The organism is Micromonospora sp. DSM 43699 (assembly GCF_055517075.1).
Map to the genome: position 1 here is coordinate 1 of NZ_JBTMMT010000060.1, position 18,811 is coordinate 18,811.

Here is an 18,811-nt window from a genome sequence, read left to right on the forward strand (position 1 = left end):
GTGTTGTACCCCACGGAGAGCGGTATGCCTGTCTGTCATAAATATGACGGACAGGCATACCGCTCACTTCCACTACACCATCATGCGGAGATGCCTGAGAGTAGTCGCCTCACCACGGAGATCGCCGCCATCCTGCGCCGGGAACGCAGCGCCCAGCGGCTCACCCAGCAGCAACTGGCGGACCGGGCCGGGACGAGTCAGAGTGCGGTGGCCCGCGTCGAACGCGGCGGACGGGTACCGAGCCTCTCCTTGATCGAGCGCCTCTTCACCGCCCTCGGCCTGCAACTCGCCGTCACCGCCGAGCAGCTCGACAGCCATCTCGACGCCGGGATGGATGCCCTCGCCGCGCGGTCGCTCGACGACCGGATCGACGAACTGGGCCTGGATCGGCTGCTGGATCGGCTGGGCGACCTGCCCCACCTGCTGACCGGCAGCACCGCCGCACTGCTCCAGGGCGCCCCGGTGCCGGTCGACGCGGTCGAGATCGCCGTCCGGTGGCGCGACTCCGCCCGGTTCACCGCCTGGCTGACCGCCGCCTACGGGCAGCGCTGGAACGCCAGGTGGCGTGAGTTCGGCGGCCTGTACCTGGAACCGGAGGAGCCAGGCGAGCACTACTGGATGACCCGGTACGGCGAGATCCGCGCCCAGATGTGCGACGAGTTTCCGGAGGCGATCGAGGTACGGCACGGGGAACGCAGCTACCGGGTGGTCCCGCTGGTCACGGTGGAGCTGACCGACCCGCAGGCCGCCACGCTGCTCCGCCGACACCGCCAACGCACAGCCACCAGCCCTGCCCCTCGAAGCCTGCGGTAGGCCGCCAATCTGCCACTCCAGCCCGGGTCGCCATGCCAGCGCCCACCGCTCGACCGGCGGCGAGCCGCCCCAGCACGGCCACGACTCCGGCGGCCACGCCGTCGCCGTGATGCAGCACCGCACGCCGCCACCGCACGCCGCCACCGCACGCCGCCAGCGGCAGCCGGCGATGTGCGGGCAGCGGGCAGCGGGCAGCGGGCAGCGGGCGCGAGTAGGTGGCGGGCGGCGGGCGGCGGACGCGAGTAGGTGGCGGGCGGGTCAGCCGGCCGAGCGCTCCCAGTCGATCGGGGGCAGGCCGGCGTCGGCGAGGGCCTTGTTGGTGGCGCTGAACGGGCGGCTGCCGAGGAACCCGCGCGGATTCATCGGGCTCGGGTGACCGGCCTCCAGCACCACGTGCCGTGGATTGGTGACCAGCGTCGCCTTCTTGCGGGCGTAACCACCCCAGAGCAGGAAGACCACCGGTTCGTCGCGGGCGTCCAGGGCGCGGATGGTGGCGTCGGTGAACTCCTCCCACCCCTTGTTGCCGTGCGAGCCGGGGCTCGCCTCACGGACGGTGAGCACCGCGTTGAGCAGCAGCACACCCTGCGCCGCCCAACCGTCGAGGTTGCCACTGCGCGGCTTCGGCACGCCCACGTCCTCGCCCAACTCCTTGAAGACGTTGCGCAACGACGGCGGCACCGACACCCCCTCCCGCACGCTGAAACTCAGCCCGTGCGCCTGCCCCGCCTTGTGGTATGGGTCCTGACCGAGGATCAGCACCCGGCACTGCTCCGGACCGCACAGCCGGTAGGCGGAGAAGAGATCGTCCAGCGGCGGGAAGACCGTCCGGGTGGCGTACTCGTGGGCGACGAACTCGGCCAGCGCCGTCGTGCGGGCCGGGTCCAGGTGCGGGGTGAGCACGGCACGCCACGCCTGCGGCAGCAGTGCCAAGAGGTCGAGGGTGGGGGTGTCGTCGGGCATCGGCAACCTTTCGCAACGAAGTCCCCGGCACTCTAGGCAGCGGGTACGACACCCCTCAGCCCAGGGCGGTCCGGCCCGACCGGGCAGCAGCTCAGACCAGGGCGGTCCGGCCGGGCAGCAGCTCAGCCCAGGGCGTTCAGCCGTTGCGCCCAGTCCCCGCCCACCGGCTCCAACTCGACCACCCGGGTGTCGTCGTCGTGCCGGTCGAGGCGTACCCGCAGATGGGCGTCGACCAACTGCTCGACCAGGCCCTCACCCCACTCGACCACGGTCACCGAGTCGTCCACCGAGGCGTCCAGGTCCAGGTCGTCGATCTCGGCACGCGGATCGGTCGCGTCGCCCAGCCGGTACGCGTCGGCGTGCACCAGGGCCACCGTGCCGCCGCGCGCCGGGTCGGGTCGGTGCACCCGGGCGATCACGAAGGTCGGCGAGGTGATGTCACCGCGTACACCCAGGCCGGCACCGATGCCCTGGGTGAGCGCGGTCTTGCCGGCGCCCAACGGGCCGGTGAGCAGCAACAGGTCACCGGCGCGCAGCACCCCGGCCAGCCGACGGCCGAAGGCGTGCGTGTCCTCGACCGTCGGCAGCGTGCCGGTCACGGTCACCAGGCCTCCCCGAATCGGCCCGGCCCGGCAGCGACCCGTGCCGGGCCGCGCGCCGACACCACGAGCCTGCTCACAGCGCCTCCAGGAAGCGTTCCAGCACGGCGTTGACCTCGTCGGCGTGCTCCAGCATCACCACGTGCCCACTATTGTGAATCTTGACGTACTCGGCGTGCGGCAGCCGGCGGACGATCTCCTCGGAGTGGACCACCGGCGTGATCATGTCCTTGTCGCCCACCACGACCAGCACCGGCGTGCCGCTCAACGCGGCAAGCGCCGGGAACCGGGAGTGGGTGGCCAGGGTACGCAGGTAGCGGGTCACCGTGTCGGCCGACGTCCGGGAGTTCATCCGCTCCACGTACGACACCAGGGCCGGGCTCGGCTTAGGGGTGCCGAAGCCGTAGCGCCGGGTCAGCAGCCAGGCCACGTTGGCGGTGGACTTCCGGGCCCGGTCGATGACGATCCCGCCGTACCTGGTGGTGGTGCTCATCATGAACAGCACCGGCGAGCCGACCCGGCCGAGCAGGGCCGGCGCGACCAGCTTCGTCTCGGCCAGCAACCCGCCCGACGTGGCCATCAGCACCGTGCCGACCACCCGGTCACCGAACAGCTCCGGGTACGCCTCGGCGAACGCCATGATGGTCATCCCGCCCATCGAGTGGCCGACCAGCACCAACGGCCCCTCCGGGGCGGTCCGGTCGATCACCTTGCGCAGGGTGTGCCCGAGCGCGGCGAGGTCGTACTCGCCGGTCTCCAACCGGCCCGACCGGCCGTGCCCCGGCTGGTCGTACGCGACGATCCGGTAGTCGCCCCGGTCGGCCAGCAACTGGCGTTGGAAGTGGAACGTCCCCATGTCCAGGCAGAAACCGTGCACCAGCACCACCGTCGGGTGCCCCGGCACCGGCCGGGTCGGCTCGACCACCTCGACGTGGATGTCGGTGCCGTCCGGCAACTCCAGCCGGTACGCCTCGTCGTAGCGCTGCGCGCCGAAGTCCTCCCCCGCGTACGGGTCGGCGGGGTCGGCCTTGAGCCGGCGGACCAGGGCGCGTTCGGTGGCCACCCCGGCGGCCAGCCCGGCGGCGGCCACCCCGACCGCCGCCCCGACCACGCCGGCCACCTTCCCGGCGGCGGTCCTCGGCCGGGGCACCCGGAACCGGCTGACGGCGCTCACGACCGCTCGCCGTCGTAGACCCGGGGCACCCGGACCCCGCCGAACCGGGTGACGATCTCGTAGTTGATCGTGCCGACCGCCTCGGCCCAGTCGTCGGCGGTGGGCACCCCGTCGTCGCCGCTGCCGAAGAGGGTCGCCACGTCACCGGCGGCCACCTCGTCCGCGCCGCAGTCGAGCACGAACTGGTCCATGCAGACCCGGCCGGAGATGGTGCGTCGCTTCCCACCGAGCTGCACCGGGCCGACGTTGGAGGCGTGTCGGGGCACCCCGTCGGCGTAGCCGAGCGGCACCACCGCCAGGTTCGCCTCGTCCTCGGTGGCGTAGGTGTGGCCGTACGACACGCCGGTGCCGGCGGGGACCCGCTTGGTGAGCATCACCCGGGCCCGCGCGGTCATCGCCCGACGCAGCCCGAACTGCTGACCGGCGACCGGCGACAGCCCGTACACGGCGATCCCGGGCCGGACCAGGTCGAAGTGGGTGTCGGGCCGGGTCAGGGTGGCCGCCGAGTTGGCCAGGTGCCGGTAACGCGGGCGCAGCCCGGCCCGCTCGACCATGGCCAGCCCCTCGTGGAAGACCGCCAGCTGCCGGTCGGTGGTGGGGTGGCCGGGCGAGTCCGCGTACACGAAGTGGCTCCACACGCCGACCACCTCGACCAGGCCGTCGGCCTGGGCCTTCGCGGCGGCCTCCAGCAGGGTCGGCCAATCGGCGACGGTGGCCCCGCCCCGGGCCAGGCCGGTGTCGATCTTCAGGTGCAGCCGGGCCGGGCGGTCGGCCACCCGACCCGCCTCGACCATCTCGTCGAGCTGGGACAGGCTCGCGGTGGCCAGGTCCACCCCCGCGGCCACCCCCTCGTGCAGGGGCAGCCCCGGGTCGAGCAGCCAGGCCAGCACCGGCGCGGTGATCCCGGCCCGGCGCAGGGTCAACGCCTCGTCGAGGGTGCACACCCCCAGCCAGTCCGCCCCCGCGTCGAGCGCGGCCCGCGCGGACGGGACCATGCCGTGGCCGTACCCGTCGGCCTTCACCACCGCCATCAGCTCGGCGCTGGTGCCCGCCCGGAGCCGGGCCACGTTCGCACGGATCGCGTCGAGATCGACGCGCACCTCGGCCTGCCACATACGCCCAGCCTACTTGCGTCGGTGATCACCCGGTCGGTGGACGCCGACCAGCGCCGCCGCACCCCGTGGGCCGGTCAGAGCAGCGGGGCCACCACCGGGCGCAGCGCGGCCACCACGTCCGGCGCGGTCACCGGACCGCCGCGGGCCGCCTCCCGCCCGGCCAGCCCGTGCAGGTACGCCGCGACGGCCGCCGCCCGTTCCGGGGCCAGTCCGGTGGCGAGCAGCGAACCGAGCAGTCCGGCCAGCACGTCCCCGGTGCCCCCGGTGGCCAGCGCGGGACTACCGGTCGGGTTGACGTACGCCCGGCCGTCCGGCGTGCCGACCACCGTGCGGTCCCCTTTCAGCAGCACCGTCGCGTTCATCCAGGCGGCCAGCCGCAACGCGGCGGCGACCCGGTCGGCCCCCGGTTCCTCGCCGCACAGCCGGGTGAACTCCCGGTCGTGCGGGGTGACCACGATCGGGGCGTCCCGGTGGCGCAGCCGGTCGGCGAGCGAGCCGTCCACCAGCAGGGTCAGCGCATCCGCGTCGAGCACCACAGGCACCGGTGCGGCCAGCACCGCGCGCAGCTCCGCGCCGGCCTGCTCGTCGGTGCCCAGACCGGAACCGCATACCCAGGTCTGCACCCGGCCGGCCCCGGCGACCCGGTCGGTGGCGATCACCGACGGGTGCTGCCGGACCACCACCTCCCGGGCGCCGCCGGCATACCGGACCAGGCCGGTGGGGCCAGCCAGGGCGCCACCCACGGAGAGCACCGCCGCCCCCGGGTAGGTCCGCGAGCCGGTGGCCACCCCGACCACGCCCCGGCTGTACTTCTCCGAGGCCGCGCCGGTGCGGGGCCACCAGTCGCGCACGTCCGACCACTGCGTGACCCGCAGCGCGGGGGTGCCGCGCAGCCACGGCCCGAGCCCGATGTCGACCAGCTCGACCTGCCCGGCGAGCGGGGCCGCCGGGCCGACCACCAGGGCCGGTTTGAGCGCGCCGAACGCCACGGTCACGTCGGCCCGCACGGCGCGGGGCCGGCCGGAGGTGTCAGTCGGCACGTCTCCGGTGTCCACCGCCACCCCGCTGGGCACGTCCACCGCGACGACGGTGGCCCGGCCGCCGTCGCGGCCCCGCAACTCGGACAGCTCGGCGACGAGTCGGTCGGCGGTCTCCCGGAGCCCGCCGGTGCCGCCGATCCCGACGATCCCGTCGAGCACCAGGTCGACGGTGGCGGGCAGGGCGTCGACCACCCGCCCCCCGGCAGCCCGCAACGCCGCCAGCCCCTCGGCGTGCGTCCGCCCGTCGCTGGTCGGCAGCACGGAGACCTGCGCGCCGCGCCGGGCCAGCCGCTCGCCGGCGTACAGCGCGTCACCGCCGTTGTCGCCGGAGCCGACCAGCAGCAGCACCCGCGCCCCGTAGACCCCGCCCCGGTCGGCGAGCAGCAGGGCGCAGCGCCGGGCCAGCCCGGCCGCCGCCCGCTGCATCAGCGTCCCGGGCGGCAGGGTGGCCATCAGGCCGGCCTCCGCCGCGCGTACGTCAGCCACCCGCCACACCGGTTCCATACCGTCCCCGTCTGTCCTGCCGACCGGCTGTCCCGCTCCGGCGTCCGTTCCGTCCCGGGACGACCCGTCCGTCGCGGTCGGCGTCCCGCGTCCATCATGGCCCGGATCACCCTACCGGCGCCGGGGCGGCAGATTAGCCACCGGCGGCACGCCAGGCAAGACCTGTGGACAACCCTCGGCTCCGCCCGTCGCCCGTCGTCCACAGGGCCGGCTCGACCGGGGCCCGGTCACCTAGCGTCGGTGCCACGGTCGGCAGCGGGGGCCGACGAGAGTGCGGGTCGCCTATGAGGCGGGTCGACGACGAGGCGAGCCGACAGCGCGGGAGGCGGGCGATGACGAACGAGCCGGTGGAGGTCGACCTGTCGGTGCTGCGGGTGACAGCCGGCGGGCTGGCCGACGAGGCGTACGCGTTGGCGCAGGGGTTGGTGGGCCGACCCGGGTTGGTGCTGTCCGCGCCGGGGTGGCGGGCCGGCACCGCCCTGGCCGGGCTCGAGTCGGCGGTGCACGCCTGGCACGGGGCGCTCGGCGTCCGGGTGGCGGAGACCGGTGCCGCCCTGCGGGCCGCCGCCGAGGCGTACACGGCGGCCGACGACCGGGCCGCCGGGCGACTGGTCGGCCGACCCCGATGATCGGGTACGCCCAGCTCTGGACCGCCTCCCCCGGCGACTGGGACGCGGCGGGGGTGGCCTGGCGCGGGCTGGACGCGCCCGTCGGGCGGCGGCGGGCCGGGCTGGCCGACCGGGCGACGGCGCTGCGGGCGGGCTGGCGCGGCGGGGCGGCCACGGCGGCCGACGGTCGGCTCGACGGGCTGCGGTCGGAGCTGGCCACCATCCTGCCGGCGCTGGTCGAGACCGATCAGGTGCTCGCCGAGTTCGCCGGTCGGCTCCGGGTGGCCAAGGGCCGGCTCGCCGAGGCGGTGGCGCTGGCCGACCGCACCGGCGTGGCGGTGGACCGGCACGGCGGGGTCCGGGCGGTCCCGCCGACCTGGCGCGGCCCCGAGGCGGGGGTACTCCCGGCCGCTACGGGTGCCCGCTCTTCCCCAGCGGGGAGTTCGGTCGGCACCGGCGCGGTCGACACCCGTGGCCTTGCTCCCGGCCCCGGAGCCGGCCCGGACGCGACCAGTGCCGGTGCCAGTGCCGGGGGCGGTGCCGGCGGCGGGGTGGGGTCGCCGGCGGCGGTGGGTCAGGTGGCGGCGGCGCTGCGGGAGGCGCTCGCGCTGGCCGACGCGGCCGACCGGGAGGCCGCCGCCCGGCTGGCCCAGTTGTCCGGCGCGGCCCGCACCGGCTGGGTCGAGCGGCCACCACCGGGCCGACCGGCGGACGACGCCACCCCGGGGGTGGTCCGCGCCTGGTGGGCCGCCCTCACCCCGGCCCAGCGGCGCTGGTTGGTGCTCCACGAACCGGCCCGGATCGGCCCGCGCGACGGGGTGCCTGCGGCGGCCCGGGACCAGGCGAACCGGTTGCTGCTGGCCGGCCACCGGGAGGCCCTGTCGACCGAACGGCTGTCGCTGTCGAGCCACCGGCCGGGCGAGCGCACCGGTCTGCGACGGATCGATCGGGCATTGGCCGTCCTGGACGGGCTCGCCGGTCGGCTGGCCTCGACGACGACGCCCCGGGCGTACCTGCTCGGGCTCGACCCGCGCGGCGACGGACGGGCGATCGTCGCGCTGGGCAACCCGGACCGGGCCGGTCGGGTGCTGACCTACGTGCCGGGGATGACAAGCGACCTCGCCGACGTCCCCGGTGAGCTGAGCCGGGCCGCCCGGGTGCAGGCCAGGTGCACCGTCATCGCTCCCGGCGAGGAGACGGCGGCGGTGCTCTGGCTGGACTACGACGCCCCCGACTTCCTGCCCGAGGCTTCTTCGCCGGCCCAGGCCCGGGACGCCGGGCCTGCGCTGCACCGCTTCCAGGAAGGGCTGCGCGCCACCCACGACGGGCCGGCGGCCCGGCAGACCGTACTGGGGCACAGTTACGGCTCGCTGGTGGTGGGCAGCGCCGCCCGGGACCACGGGCTGGCCGCCGACGCGCTGGCCTTCGTCGGGTCACCCGGCGTCGGGGTGGACCGGGCCGGGGCGCTGGGGCTGCCCCCGGACCGGGTCTGGTCGAGCACCGCCCGCGACGACGTGATCGCGCTGGTCGAGCCGCCCCGTGACCTGGCCGGCCGGGCGGTGCTGGCCACCTCGCCGCTGGCCAGCGCCGCCTGGCTGCTCCGCCCGGACGACCACCAGTTGTGGTTCGGGCACGATCCGAGCGATCCGGGCTTCGGTGGCCGGACCTTCCCCAGCAGCCGGGACGGCCACACCGGCTACTGGGAGCCCGACAACCCGGCCCTCGACGGGATGGCCCGGATCGTGCTCGGCCGATGACCGGGCCACCGACGGTGACGCGGAGTCACCTATTCCACGGTGACCGATTTCGCCAGGTTGCGCGGCTGGTCGACGTCGTGCCCCCGGGCGGCGGCGATCTCGGCCGCGAACACCTGCAACGGCACCGTGGTGACCAGCGGCGCGAGCAGCGTGGGCGTACGCGGCACGTAGATCAGATGGTCGGCGTAGCGGACCACCGCCTCGTCGCCCTCCTCGGCGATCACGATCGTCCGCGCCCCCCTGGCCCGGACCTCCTGGATGTTGGAGACGACCTTGTCGTGCAGCATTCCCCGGCCGACCGGCGACGGCACCACGCAGATCACCGGGGTGCCCTTGTCGATCAGGGCGATCGGGCCGTGCTTCAGCTCACCGGCGGCGAACCCCTCGGCGTGCATGTACGCCAGCTCCTTGAGCTTGAGCGCGCCCTCCAGGGCCACCGGGTAGCCGACGTGCCGGCCGATGAAGAGCACGGTCGGCTCGGACTTCAGCTCCCGGGCCAGCTCCCGTACCGGCTCGATCCGGCCGAGCAGCTCGCGCAGCTTGTCCGGCATCTCCTGGAGCTGGGCCACCACCGCGCCGACCTCGTCGGCGAACTTGATCCCGCGCACCTGGGCCAGGTGCAGGCCGATCAGGTAGCAGGCGACCAGTTGGGTGAGGAAGGCCTTGGTCGAGGCGACCGCGATCTCGGGGCCACCGTGGGTGTAGAGCACCGCGTCGGACTCGCGCGGGATGGTGGAGCCGTTGGTGTTGCAGATGGCCAGCACCCGGGCCTTCTGCTCCTTGGCGTGCCGCAGCGCCATCAGGGTGTCCATCGTCTCGCCGGACTGCGAGATCACCACGATCAGGGTGGACCGGTCGAGCACCGGGTCGCGGTAGCGGAACTCGCTGGCCAGCTCCACCTCGCACGGGATCCGGGTCCAGTGCTCGATGGCGTACTTGGCGACCATGCCGGAGTGGTACGCGGTGCCGCAGGCGACGATGAAGATCTTGTCGACGTCGCGCAGGTCCTGGTCGCTGAGGCGGACCTCGTCGAGGGCGATCTCCCCGGTCTCGGTGAGCCGGCCGAGCAGGGTGTCCGCGATGGCCTGCGGCTGCTCCTCGATCTCCTTGAGCATGAACCAGTCGTAGCCGCCCTTCTCGGCGGCCGAGGAGTCCCAGTCGATGTGGAAGTCCTTGCCGGTGGCCGGTTCTCCGTCGAAGTCGGTGATCTCGATGCTGTCGCCGGTGATCAGGACGAGTTGGTCCTGGCCCAGCTCGACCGCCTCGCGGGTGTGCTCGATGAATGCCGCCACGTCGCTGGCCAGGTAGTTCTCTCCGTCACCGCGACCGACCACAAGCGGCGAGTTGCGCCGGGCACCGACCACCGCACCGGGGATGGCGGCGTCGACGGCGAGCAGGGTGAACGCGCCCTCCAGCCGCCGGCACACCACCCGCATCGCGGCGGCGAGCAGTTGCGGGTTGTCGGTCCCGCCGGCCGCCCGCAGCTCGGTGAGCGCGTGGGAGAGCAGGTGGGCGGCGCATTCGGTGTCGGTGTCGCTGGTGAACTGGACGCCGGCGTCCTCCAGCTCGGTGCGGAGCTTGGCGAAGTTCTCGATGATGCCGTTGTGGATCACGGCGACCCGGCCGTCGGGGGCCACGTGCGGGTGGGCGTTGCGGTCGGTCGGCCCGCCGTGGGTGGCCCACCTGGTGTGGCCGATGCCGGTGGTGCCGTCGCCGATGCCTACCGGGCTGGCGGCGCAGTCCCCCGGGTTGCTGGCGGCCCGCTCGGAGAGGACCTTCTCCAGGTTGGCCAGCTTGCCGGCCTTCTTCTCGGTGAGCAGCTCGTCGTCGCAGACGATCGCGACCCCGGCCGAGTCGTAACCCCGGTATTCCAGCCGGCGCAACCCGTCGAGCACGATGCCGAGCGCCGGGCGCGAGCCGGCGTAACCCACGATTCCACACATGGTCCGCAGCCTAACCCAGTTTCGCTCATCATGCGTGCGCGGAAGCCGGGTAAACAATCACCGAACTTGATCGATCGGTCGACGACCGGCGACAACCGGACGAGCGCCGCAGCCGTCCGACCGCACGGGCTTGCGGGTCGCCCGGCGGTACGACAGTCTCTCGGCGACCCTGGACCGTCCCAGGGACGGCCCACTCACCCCTTTCCTCCTCATCCGTTCCCGGAGCGACCATGTCCGACGCGCCCCCACCCAGCGACCCCGCGCCCTCACCCGCCGATCCCCCGACCCCGCCCAGCGACCCGGCTCCCCCGGCCGGCGATCCGTCGATCCCCGCCGGCGACCCGGGCATCCCGAGCCCCGGCGGTGGCCCTCCACCGGCTCATCCGGGCGGTGCCGGCGCGGACCCGACGACCGCCCCGCCGCCCGGCGCATCCGCCTGGACCCCTCCGGACCCGCTCGCGGTCCCGCAACCCTGGGCGGCCCCCGACCCGTGGCCCGGCGGACCGTCGACCGACGGCCCACCGGCCGGCCCGGTTCCCCCCGGCCCACCCCCTCCCGCCGACGACCCCGGCACGGCTTCTCCTTCGGGGTGGCCCGGCGCAGTCCCTCCCACCGGCTGGCCCGGCACGGTCCCCTCCGCAAGCTGGCCCGGCCCGGCTCCCGGGACGCCCGCTCCTGTCGGCTGGTCCGGCGCGCTCCCCGGGACTCCCGGCGGCCCGCCCGGTCACGGCTGGCCCGGCGCACCCCCGTCGACGCCCGGCGGTCCGCCCGGTCACGGCTGGTCGCCGTCGGGCTACCCGCCGCCGTTCGCCCACCCCGGGTACCCACCGCCGGGTGGGCGAACCTCCACCGGTGCCGGTCAGGTGGTGGCGATCGTGCTCGCGGTGGTCGTGGTGCTCGTCGTCGGCCTCTGCGCCTGCTTCTGCGGGGGCGGTGCCCTGCTGGGCGGGATCGGCTCGGACACGGCGACCGGGGACCCATACGACGACGGTCACCCCGACGACCCCGAGTCCGGATGGCGCCCGCAGCCGTACCCATCGTCCGCGCCCGCCACCGTGCCGGCCAGCGGTCCGGGCCGGTACGCCGTGACGTACGAGGTGACCGGCACCGGCCCGGTGGACCTCCAGCTCTACGACGGTGCCGGCACCTTCGTCCAGCAGGAGCGGGTACCGCTGCCGTGGCGGCTGGAGCTACGCACCGACCACCCGGACCGGGTGCTGGTCAGCGCCGCCCGCACGGTCGGCAACGAGGGCGCTTTCCGGTGCGCCACCACGGTCACCGGCCGCCCCCGGGTGACCGACGCGGTGGGTCCGGACGGCTGGCGGGTGCAGTGCCACGCCAGACCGGTCCGCTGACCGGGCCACTGCCCGCCCGGTCGGCGGGCCGTAGGCTGACGGACGTGACGACACCGACCGATGTCGACCCGCTGGTGGCCCGGATGCGCCCGTTCGGGACGACCGTGTTCGCCGAGATGTCCGCGCTCGCCGTCCGGACCGGAGCGGTCAACCTGGGCCAGGGCTTCCCGGACACGGACGGGCCGCCCGAGATGCTGTCCGCCGCCGCGGAGGCGCTGCGCTCCGGGCACAACCAGTACCCGCCCGGCCCGGGGATCCCGGAGCTGCGTCGCGCCGTCGCCGAGCACCAACGCCGCTTCCACGGTCTGGGGTACGACCCGGACGGCGAGATCGTCATCACCGCCGGAGCCACCGAGGCGATCGCCGCCAGCATCCTTGCGCTCTGCGAGGCGGGCGACGAGGTGGTCTGCTTCGAGCCGTACTACGACTCGTACGCCGCGTCGATCGCGTTGGCCGGGGCGGTGCGGCGGCCGGTCACCCTGCGCCCCGCCGACGACGGCCGGTACGCCTTCGACCCGGCAGAACTGCGGGCCGCGTTCGGGCCGCGTACCCGGCTGGTGCTGCTGAACTCCCCGCACAACCCGACCGGGAAGGTCTTCACCCCCGACGAACTGACTCTGGTCGCCGATCTCTGCCGGGAGCACGACGTGTACGCGGTCACCGACGAGGTGTACGAGCACCTCGTCTTCACCGACGCCGCCGCCGGGCACCTGCCGCTTGCCACCCTGCCCGGGATGCGGGAGCGCACGCTGCGGATCTCGTCGGCCGGTAAGACGTTCTCCTGCACCGGTTGGAAGGTGGGTTGGGTGAGCGGCCCCGCCGCGCTGGTGTCGGCGGTGCTGCGGGTCAAGCAGTTCCTCACCTTCGTCAACGCGGCACCGCTGCAACCGGCGGTCGCCGTGGCGCTGGCCCTGCCCGACGACTACTACACCGGCTTCCGGGACGCTCTCCAACGGCAGCGGGACCTGTTGATCGGCGGTCTGACCGACGCCGGCTTCGAGGTACTCACCCCGGAGGGGACGTACTTCGTCACCGCCGACATCACCGGTCTCGGCGGTCGGGACGGGCTGGAGTTCTGCCGCTCCCTACCGGAGCGCTGCGGCGTGGTCGCCGTACCCACCCAGGTCTTCTACGACGATGCCGACGCCGGCCGCCGCCTGGTCCGGTTCGCCTTCTGCAAGCGCCCCGAGGTGCTGACCGAAGCCGTCACCCGGCTGCGCGCCCTGACCGCCACCCGCTGACCGCACCCCACCGACATCCCGGTCACCCGCCCGGCGGCGATCATCCCGCCCGGCAGGCCGCACCGGGCGTCAGGCGGCGGGGCTGGCGGTGCGGACGTGGTCGGCGATCCGCTCGGCCACCGACCGGGCGATCTCCTCGGTGCCGGCCTCGACCATCACCCGGACCAACTGTTCGGTGCCCGACGGGCGCAGCAGCACCCGGCCGGTCTCCCCCAGCTCGGCCTCGGCCCGCTCGACTTCGGCCCGGACGGCGGGTGCGGTGGCGCCGACGGTGCGGTCGCCGACCGGCACGTTGATCAGCACCTGCGGCAGCTTGGTGACCACCGAGGCGAGCTCGGCCAGGGACCGGCCGGTGGCGGCCATCCGGGCCATCAGGTGCAGCCCGGTGAGCACCCCGTCGCCGGTGGTGGCGTGCGCGGGCATGACGAGGTGACCGCTCTGCTCGCCGCCGAGGGCGAGGCCGGAGGCGCGCAGCTCCTCCAGCACGTACCGGTCGCCGACCTTGGTCTCGACCAGCCGGATGCCCTGCGCGGACATGGCCAACCGCAGGCCGAGGTTGCTCATCACGGTGGCGACCAGGGTGTCCCCGGTCAGCCCGCCGGCATCCCGCAGGGCCAGCGCGAGGATCGCCATCAGCTCGTCGCCGTCGACCTCCGCGCCGTCGGCGTCGACCGCCAGGCAGCGGTCGGCGTCGCCGTCGTGGGCGAGGCCCAGGTGTGCGCCGTGCTCGATCACCGCGGCCCGCAGGCTGTCGAGGTGGTTGGAACCGCACTCGTCGTTGATGTTGAGACCGTCCGGCTCGGCGTGGATCGCGATCACCTCGGCGCCGGCCTCCCGGTAGGCCACCGGGGCGACCTCGGCGGCGGCGCCGTTGGCGCAGTCGACCACGACCTTGATGCCGTCGAGGCGGTGCGGCACGGTGCCGACCAGGTGCTGTACGTAGTGGTCGGCGCCGTCGAGCAGGTCGTGCACCCGACCGACCCCCGCGCCGACCGGGCGGTCCCAGGCGGTGGTGGCGTTCGCCTCGACGGCCGCCTCGATCCGCAGCTCGATCTCGTCGGGGAGCTTGTGCCCACCGGCGGCGAAGAGCTTGATCCCGTTGTCCGGCATCGGGTTGTGCGAAGCGGAGAGCATCACGCCCAGGTCGGCCTTGGCCTCGGCGGTCAGGAACGCCACGGCGGGGGTGGGCAGCACACCGACCCGGACCACGCTCGCGCCGGCGCTGGTGAGGCCGGCGACCACGGCGGCCTCCAGCATCTCGCCGCTGGCCCGGGTGTCCCGGCCGACCACCGCCAGCGGCGGGTGGCTACGGTCCGACTCGGCCAGCGTGTGCGCGGCGGCCACCGCCACCGCGAGCGCCAGCTCCGGGGTGAGATCCACGTTCGCCCGCCCGCGTACGCCGTCCGTGCCGAACAACCGCCCCATACCCGCGAACCTCCGGTGCAACTGCGATGAGTGGAGAAAGCGGAACGGCCGGGCCGCCTCCCGTGCAGGGGAGGCGGACCCGGCCGTTCGTCAGAAGTACAACGCGCTGTAGTTGATCAGCGCTTCGAGTACTGAGGCGCCTTACGGGCCTTCTTGAGACCGTACTTCTTGCTCTCCTTGACCCGGGCGTCCCGGGTCAGGAAGCCGGCCTTCTTGAGGGCCGGGCGGTCGTCGGGCTCGTTGACGATCAGCGCACGGGCGATGCCCAGCCGCAGCGCACCGGCCTGGCCGGTGGTGCCGCCGCCACGCAGGTTGGCGATGACGTCGAACTGCTCCAGCTTCTCGGCGGTGACCAGCGGGTCCTTGATGAGCTGCTGGTGCACCTTGCTCGGGAAGTACGACTCGAGCTCCTGGCCGTTGCAGGTGATCTTGCCGGTGCCCGGGACGATGCGGACCCGGACGATGGCCTCCTTGCGGCGGCCGACGGTCTGGATCGGCCGGTCACCATACGGCGCGCGGGCGACGGGCGCGGGCGCCTCGGTGGCCTCGGGGGCTTCGGGGGCGACCTCGGTCTCGGTGATGTCGGTCATGCTGTTTCCTTCGCCCTCGCTCACTGCGCGATCTGCTTGATCTCGAACGGCACCGGCTGCTGCGCCAGGTGCGGGTGCTCGGCACCGGCGTAGACCTTCAGCTTCTTGATCAGCTGACGGCCGAGCTTGTTGTGCGGGAGCATCCCCTTCACGGCCAGCTCGATGGCCCGCTCGGGCCGCTTGGTCAGCAGCTCCTCGTAGCCGATCTGCTTGAGGCCACCCGGGTATCCGGAGTGCCGGTAGGCGACCTTGGTCTGCCGCTTGTTGCCGGTCAGCGCCACCTTGCCCGCGTTCACGACGACGACGAAGTCGCCCGTGTCGACGTGCGGCGCGAAAGTCGGCTTGTGCTTGCCGCGCAGCAGCGTGGCGGCGTGGGTGGCCAGGCGGCCCAGCACGACATCAGAGGCGTCGATAACGTGCCACTGACGCTCGATCTCACCCGGCTTCGGGCTGTACGTACGCACAGGTCTACCTTGTCTCGTCGTCGGTCTGGGGTCGCGCGCCGAGGTGACCAGAGGCTTCCCGGCCGGACCAGCGCGCACGAACGACCAAGCGTACCTGAGCGGCACGCCTCTGGATGTCGTACAACAGCAGGCAACGATACCCGGCACCCCGTGGGCTGGTCAAAACGGGGGGCCGACCGGCGTGGCCTGCGGTGTCGTCGCATGACCAGGGTCACACACCGATCAGCTTACCCGGACCGGGCCGCAGGTAGACCGCCCAGGTGACCACGAAGCAGAGCGCGTACCAGCCGATGAAGGCCAGGTAGGCGGCGTCCGCGTTGCCCGAGGTGAGGAAGGACTGCCGGAAGGCCACGTTCACCAGCACCCCACCCGAGGCGCCGATCGCGCCGGCGATGCCGATCAGGGCCCCGGAGCGTCGCCGGGCCCGACGCTGCGCCGCGACCGGGTCGCCGGTCAGCTCCGCCTCGGCCGCCGCCCGGACCCGGAAGATCGCCGGGATCATCTTGTACGTCGACCCGTTGCCGATGCCGGAGAAGACGAACAGGGCCAGGAACCCGGCCAGGTAGAGCGGGAACGACCGCTCCCGGGCGGCGTACAGCACCAGCCCGGCCCCGGCGGCCATCGCGACGAAGTTCCAGAAGGTCACCCGGGCACCGCCCAGCCGGTCGGCGAGCTGCCCGCCGAGCGGCCGGATCAGCGAGCCGACGAGCGGCCCGAGGAAGGTCAGCCAGGCCGCGTCGACCGGGGTGGGGAACCGCTCGGCGAACTGGAGCTGGAGCACCTGACCGAAGGCGAAACCGAAGCCGATGAACGAGCCGAAGGTGCCCACGTAGAGCAGCGACATCACCCAGGTGTGCCGGTCGCGGGCGGCCTCGCGCAGCGCGCCGGGCTCGTTGTGGGCGTCCGGGATGTTGTCCAGCCAGCGGGCGGCGGCGAGCGCGGCCAGCACGATCAGCGGCAGGTAGACCGCCGGCACCAACCGGGGGTACGCCGCCCCGGCGGTGGCCAGCACCGCCAACCCGACCAGCTGCACCGCCGGTACGCCGAGGTTGCCGCCCCCGGCGTTGAGCCCGAGCGCCCGGCCCTTGAGCCGGTCCGGGAAGAACAGGTTGATGTTCGCCATCGACGAGGCGAAGTTGCCGCCGCCGACCCCGGTCAGGCAGGCCAGCACCATCAGCGTGGAGTACGACACCCCCGGCTCCAGCAGCACCGCCATCGGCACCGCCGGCACCAGCAGCAGCAGCGCGCTGACGATCGTCCAGTTCCGCCCGCCGAACCGGGCCACCGCCAGGGTGTACGGCAGCCGGAGCACCGCCCCCAGCGCGGCCGGTACGGCGGTGAGCAGGAACTTCCCGGCCGGGTCGATGCCGTACGCCGGGCCGAGGAAGAGCACGGTGACCGACCAGAGGCTCCACACCGAGAACCCGACGTGCTCGGCGAAGATCGACACCCAGAGGTTACGGCGGGCGATCGGCGCTCCGGTCGTCCGCCAGAAGGTGGGGTCCTCGGGACGCCAGTCGTCGATCCGGTGCCGCCCTCCGGCGGCAGCGGCCGACGGCCCGGCTGCGGTGCGCTGCGGGTCGGCGGCGGCGCGCTGCGGGTCGGCGGCCGGCGGGACGTCGGTCGCGACCTGCGGATCGGTGGCGACCTGCGGACCGGCGGCGGGTGGATCGGCGGCGGTGCTGCTGGCGAGCGTGCTCACGGCGACTCCTCCTCATCGATGTGAGCAGGACGCTAGGCAGGGCCGGTTTCCCGACGGTGCCCCCCGTGGGTCGTTCCGGAAACGGAGATCGCACGTCGGCCGGCAACCGGTGGTGAGGGGGTCAGAGCTCCTGGAGGATGCGCAGCGCGCGGGCGACGTGCTGCATGGTCTCGGTGTCGGCGACGTCCACGCACTCGGTGAACCACTTCTTCATCGGGGCCGACAGGCGGTCGGGCATCACCACGTTGGCACCCATCGGCACGGCAAGCGGGGAGTCGCGCAGCAGCGCGGTCTCGACCACCTCGGCGACGATCACGATCGGCACGTCGGTGGAGTTGTAGACGTCGGAGCTGATCACCAGCCCGAGCCGTTCGCGGGCACCCTCGATGCGCCAGACCTCTCCCCTACGCAGCACGTGGGCGACCACCGAAGAGCGCGTCGGTGACCATGCCCACCTCACGGGCATCGGCGAGGGCGGCGGATTCCAGGTCGAGCCCGGCCCGGCCGACCGCCTCGGCGTGGGCGGTGAACACCTCCCGCAGCGCCTTCTCCCGGGCGGCCTGGTCCATCCATGCGGAGAGGGAGAGCCCTTCCCGCTTGGCGAACCGGCGGGCCTCCTCGATCGTCTCGTCGGAGAACGAGAGGGTCACCTTGGCAGTCATGCCATCGATCGTACCCTCGGTATGACCAGCGGTCATCCCGTCCGCGTGCCGGACCACCGACCGGTCGCCGCGCGGCGACCGGGGTCAGGCCGGTGGCCGGTGGCCGGGTCAGGCGGTCGGGCGGCGAACGGGTCAGGCGGTCGGACGTTGGCCGCCGAAGACGGCGAACCGCCACGCCTTGTAGAAGCAGTCCACGTCGACCAGGCCGGCGTCGGCAAGCCACCGGCACTGGTCGGTTACCGACGCCGGGCGGTCGTGCTGCATCCGCTTCCGGGCGGCGGCGATCTCGTCGGCGTCCGAGCCGCGCGCGGCGGTCTGCGCCAGCCAGACGTCGTCATAGCGGCGGTCGAGGGTCGGGGTGGGGCCGGCCACCTGCTCGGCGTTGACGAACACCCCGCCGGGGACGAGCGCCCCGGCCGCCCGCCGGTAGAGCGCCCGCTTGCCGTCGTCGTCGAGGTGGTGCACGGCCAGGGCGGAGACCACCGCGTCGTACCGCCCGGCGGGGAGCGGGTCGGCCAGGTCGGCGACGACGGTGCGGTGCGCCACCCCCCGGGCGGTCAGCCCGTCGGCGGCCACCGCGAGCATCCGCGCGGCGCCGTCGACCAGGGTCACCCGCACCCCGGGCAGCGCTGCGGTGAGCAGCAGCGAGAGCAGCCCGGTGCCGGCACCCAGATCGAGCACCTCGGGGGTACGCCCCGCGGCGAGCGCGGCCCGCAGCGGTGGGGCGGCCACCTCGACGGCGGTGCCGTAGAAGTCGTCGAAGCAGGGGACGAGCCGGCGGCGGGCCTGGTCGTAGGAGCCCGCCACCGCATCGAAGGCCGCCGTCACGTCCATGATCCACCCCTCTCACATAATAAGA

At 73.9% G+C, this 18,811-nt stretch carries 18 protein-coding genes; 5 read left to right on the plus strand and 13 right to left on the minus strand.

The window, feature by feature from the left end; translation table 11 throughout:
• The first annotated feature begins 90 nt into the window (after nucleotides 1-90).
• A complete protein-coding gene (locus AC0AIB_RS24010) occupies nucleotides 91-813 on the plus strand; it encodes a helix-turn-helix domain-containing protein (protein ID WP_465097527.1) in 723 nt (240 codons plus the stop codon).
• Between the two features lie 258 nt (nucleotides 814-1,071).
• Here the strand turns inward: AC0AIB_RS24010 and AC0AIB_RS24015 are convergent, their stop codons facing one another.
• The 5 genes from AC0AIB_RS24015 to AC0AIB_RS24035 all read right to left on the minus strand — a co-directional run bounded on the left by AC0AIB_RS24015 (nucleotide 1,072) and on the right by AC0AIB_RS24035 (nucleotide 6,205).
• Complete coding sequence (locus AC0AIB_RS24015; protein ID WP_328342956.1) at nucleotides 1,072-1,773, minus strand: uracil-DNA glycosylase; 702 nt, start codon at nucleotides 1,771-1,773, stop codon at nucleotides 1,072-1,074.
• 122 nt (nucleotides 1,774-1,895) lie between these two features.
• Complete coding sequence (gene tsaE / locus AC0AIB_RS24020; RefSeq protein ID WP_465097528.1) at nucleotides 1,896-2,378, minus strand: tRNA (adenosine(37)-N6)-threonylcarbamoyltransferase complex ATPase subunit type 1 TsaE; 483 nt, start codon at nucleotides 2,376-2,378, stop codon at nucleotides 1,896-1,898.
• A 70-nt stretch (nucleotides 2,379-2,448) separates the two neighbouring features.
• Nucleotides 2,449-3,546, minus strand: a complete 1,098-nt coding sequence (locus AC0AIB_RS24025; protein WP_328342952.1) for an alpha/beta fold hydrolase — start codon at nucleotides 3,544-3,546, stop codon at nucleotides 2,449-2,451.
• Nucleotides 3,543-4,661 (minus strand): alanine racemase, encoded by a 1,119-nt coding sequence (gene alr, locus AC0AIB_RS24030; RefSeq protein ID WP_465097529.1) that lies wholly within the window; start codon nucleotides 4,659-4,661, stop codon nucleotides 3,543-3,545. The genes AC0AIB_RS24025 and alr overlap by 4 nt, the downstream gene beginning before the upstream one ends.
• Nucleotides 4,662-4,735: 74 nt before the next feature.
• Complete coding sequence (locus AC0AIB_RS24035) at nucleotides 4,736-6,205, minus strand: NAD(P)H-hydrate dehydratase (protein WP_328342948.1); 1,470 nt, start codon at nucleotides 6,203-6,205, stop codon at nucleotides 4,736-4,738.
• 332 nt (nucleotides 6,206-6,537) lie between these two features.
• Here AC0AIB_RS24035 and AC0AIB_RS24040 point away from each other — a divergent pair, with 332 nt between their 5' ends.
• Nucleotides 6,538-6,834, plus strand: coding sequence for a hypothetical protein (locus AC0AIB_RS24040; protein WP_465097530.1), 297 nt, complete (start codon nucleotides 6,538-6,540; stop codon nucleotides 6,832-6,834).
• The gene (locus tag AC0AIB_RS24045) at nucleotides 6,831-8,570 is read left to right on the plus strand and encodes an alpha/beta hydrolase (RefSeq protein WP_465097531.1); all 1,740 of its coding nucleotides are present in this window, start codon (nucleotides 6,831-6,833) and stop codon (nucleotides 8,568-8,570) included. The genes AC0AIB_RS24040 and AC0AIB_RS24045 overlap by 4 nt, the downstream gene beginning before the upstream one ends.
• A 29-nt stretch (nucleotides 8,571-8,599) precedes the next feature.
• Here the strand turns inward: AC0AIB_RS24045 and glmS are convergent, their stop codons facing one another.
• Nucleotides 8,600-10,513: a glutamine--fructose-6-phosphate transaminase (isomerizing) gene (gene glmS, locus AC0AIB_RS24050; RefSeq protein ID WP_328342942.1), complete on the minus strand. Its 1,914-nt coding sequence runs from the start codon at nucleotides 10,511-10,513 to the stop codon at nucleotides 8,600-8,602.
• Nucleotides 10,514-11,376: 863 nt separating this feature from the next.
• Between glmS and AC0AIB_RS24055 the strand changes: the two genes are divergently transcribed.
• Together AC0AIB_RS24055 and AC0AIB_RS24060 are read left to right on the plus strand one after the other, a co-directional pair.
• Nucleotides 11,377-11,868, plus strand: coding sequence for a hypothetical protein (locus tag AC0AIB_RS24055; protein ID WP_328342940.1), 492 nt, complete (start codon nucleotides 11,377-11,379; stop codon nucleotides 11,866-11,868).
• Nucleotides 11,869-11,912: 44 nt separating this feature from the next.
• Complete coding sequence (locus tag AC0AIB_RS24060; protein WP_328342938.1) at nucleotides 11,913-13,109, plus strand: pyridoxal phosphate-dependent aminotransferase; 1,197 nt, start codon at nucleotides 11,913-11,915, stop codon at nucleotides 13,107-13,109.
• A 69-nt stretch (nucleotides 13,110-13,178) separates the two neighbouring features.
• Here the strand turns inward: AC0AIB_RS24060 and glmM are convergent, their stop codons facing one another.
• The 7 genes from glmM to AC0AIB_RS24095 all read right to left on the minus strand — a co-directional run bounded on the left by glmM (nucleotide 13,179) and on the right by AC0AIB_RS24095 (nucleotide 18,786).
• On the minus strand, nucleotides 13,179-14,534 hold the full coding sequence (gene glmM / locus AC0AIB_RS24065) for a phosphoglucosamine mutase (RefSeq protein ID WP_328342936.1): 1,356 nt from the start codon (nucleotides 14,532-14,534) through the stop codon (nucleotides 13,179-13,181).
• 116 nt (nucleotides 14,535-14,650) lie between these two features.
• On the minus strand, nucleotides 14,651-15,124 hold the full coding sequence (gene rpsI / locus AC0AIB_RS24070) for a 30S ribosomal protein S9 (RefSeq protein ID WP_328342934.1): 474 nt from the start codon (nucleotides 15,122-15,124) through the stop codon (nucleotides 14,651-14,653).
• Between the two features lie 20 nt (nucleotides 15,125-15,144).
• A complete protein-coding gene (gene rplM, locus AC0AIB_RS24075; RefSeq protein WP_328342933.1) occupies nucleotides 15,145-15,588 on the minus strand; it encodes a 50S ribosomal protein L13 in 444 nt (147 codons plus the stop codon).
• A gap of 211 nt (nucleotides 15,589-15,799) precedes the next feature.
• Complete coding sequence (locus tag AC0AIB_RS24080) at nucleotides 15,800-17,113, minus strand: nitrate/nitrite transporter (protein ID WP_328349034.1); 1,314 nt, start codon at nucleotides 17,111-17,113, stop codon at nucleotides 15,800-15,802.
• 298 nt (nucleotides 17,114-17,411) lie between these two features.
• Complete coding sequence (locus AC0AIB_RS24085) at nucleotides 17,412-17,717, minus strand: type II toxin-antitoxin system PemK/MazF family toxin (RefSeq protein ID WP_328342932.1); 306 nt, start codon at nucleotides 17,715-17,717, stop codon at nucleotides 17,412-17,414.
• The gene (locus tag AC0AIB_RS24090) at nucleotides 17,695-17,952 is read right to left on the minus strand and encodes a DUF6364 family protein (protein ID WP_328342931.1); all 258 of its coding nucleotides are present in this window, start codon (nucleotides 17,950-17,952) and stop codon (nucleotides 17,695-17,697) included. The genes AC0AIB_RS24085 and AC0AIB_RS24090 overlap by 23 nt, the downstream gene beginning before the upstream one ends.
• A gap of 132 nt (nucleotides 17,953-18,084) precedes the next feature.
• Entirely contained in the window at nucleotides 18,085-18,786 is a 702-nt protein-coding gene (locus AC0AIB_RS24095; protein WP_465097532.1) for a class I SAM-dependent methyltransferase, read from the minus strand.
• Nucleotides 18,787-18,811 lie beyond the last annotated feature (25 nt).

What these genes read in the sequence shown, in the direction of transcription:
- AC0AIB_RS24090 (WP_328342931.1), bottom strand. Translation starts at nt 17,952, where the DNA reads ATGACTGCCAAGGTGACCCTCTCGTTCTCCGACGAGACGATCGAGGAG.
- glmM (WP_328342936.1), bottom strand. Translation starts at nt 14,534, where the DNA reads ATGGGGCGGTTGTTCGGCACGGACGGCGTACGCGGGCGGGCGAACGTG.
- AC0AIB_RS24095 (WP_465097532.1), bottom strand. Translation starts at nt 18,786, where the DNA reads ATGGACGTGACGGCGGCCTTCGATGCGGTGGCGGGCTCCTACGACCAG.
- alr (WP_465097529.1), bottom strand. Translation starts at nt 4,661, where the DNA reads ATGTGGCAGGCCGAGGTGCGCGTCGATCTCGACGCGATCCGTGCGAAC.
- AC0AIB_RS24035 (WP_328342948.1), bottom strand. Translation starts at nt 6,205, where the DNA reads ATGGAACCGGTGTGGCGGGTGGCTGACGTACGCGCGGCGGAGGCCGGC.
- rpsI (WP_328342934.1), bottom strand. Translation starts at nt 15,124, where the DNA reads ATGACCGACATCACCGAGACCGAGGTCGCCCCCGAAGCCCCCGAGGCC.
- AC0AIB_RS24045 (WP_465097531.1), top strand. Translation starts at nt 6,831, where the DNA reads ATGATCGGGTACGCCCAGCTCTGGACCGCCTCCCCCGGCGACTGGGAC.
- glmS (WP_328342942.1), bottom strand. Translation starts at nt 10,513, where the DNA reads ATGTGTGGAATCGTGGGTTACGCCGGCTCGCGCCCGGCGCTCGGCATC.
- AC0AIB_RS24010 (WP_465097527.1), top strand. Translation starts at nt 91, where the DNA reads ATGCCTGAGAGTAGTCGCCTCACCACGGAGATCGCCGCCATCCTGCGC.
- AC0AIB_RS24040 (WP_465097530.1), top strand. Translation starts at nt 6,538, where the DNA reads ATGACGAACGAGCCGGTGGAGGTCGACCTGTCGGTGCTGCGGGTGACA.
- AC0AIB_RS24015 (WP_328342956.1), bottom strand. Translation starts at nt 1,773, where the DNA reads ATGCCCGACGACACCCCCACCCTCGACCTCTTGGCACTGCTGCCGCAG.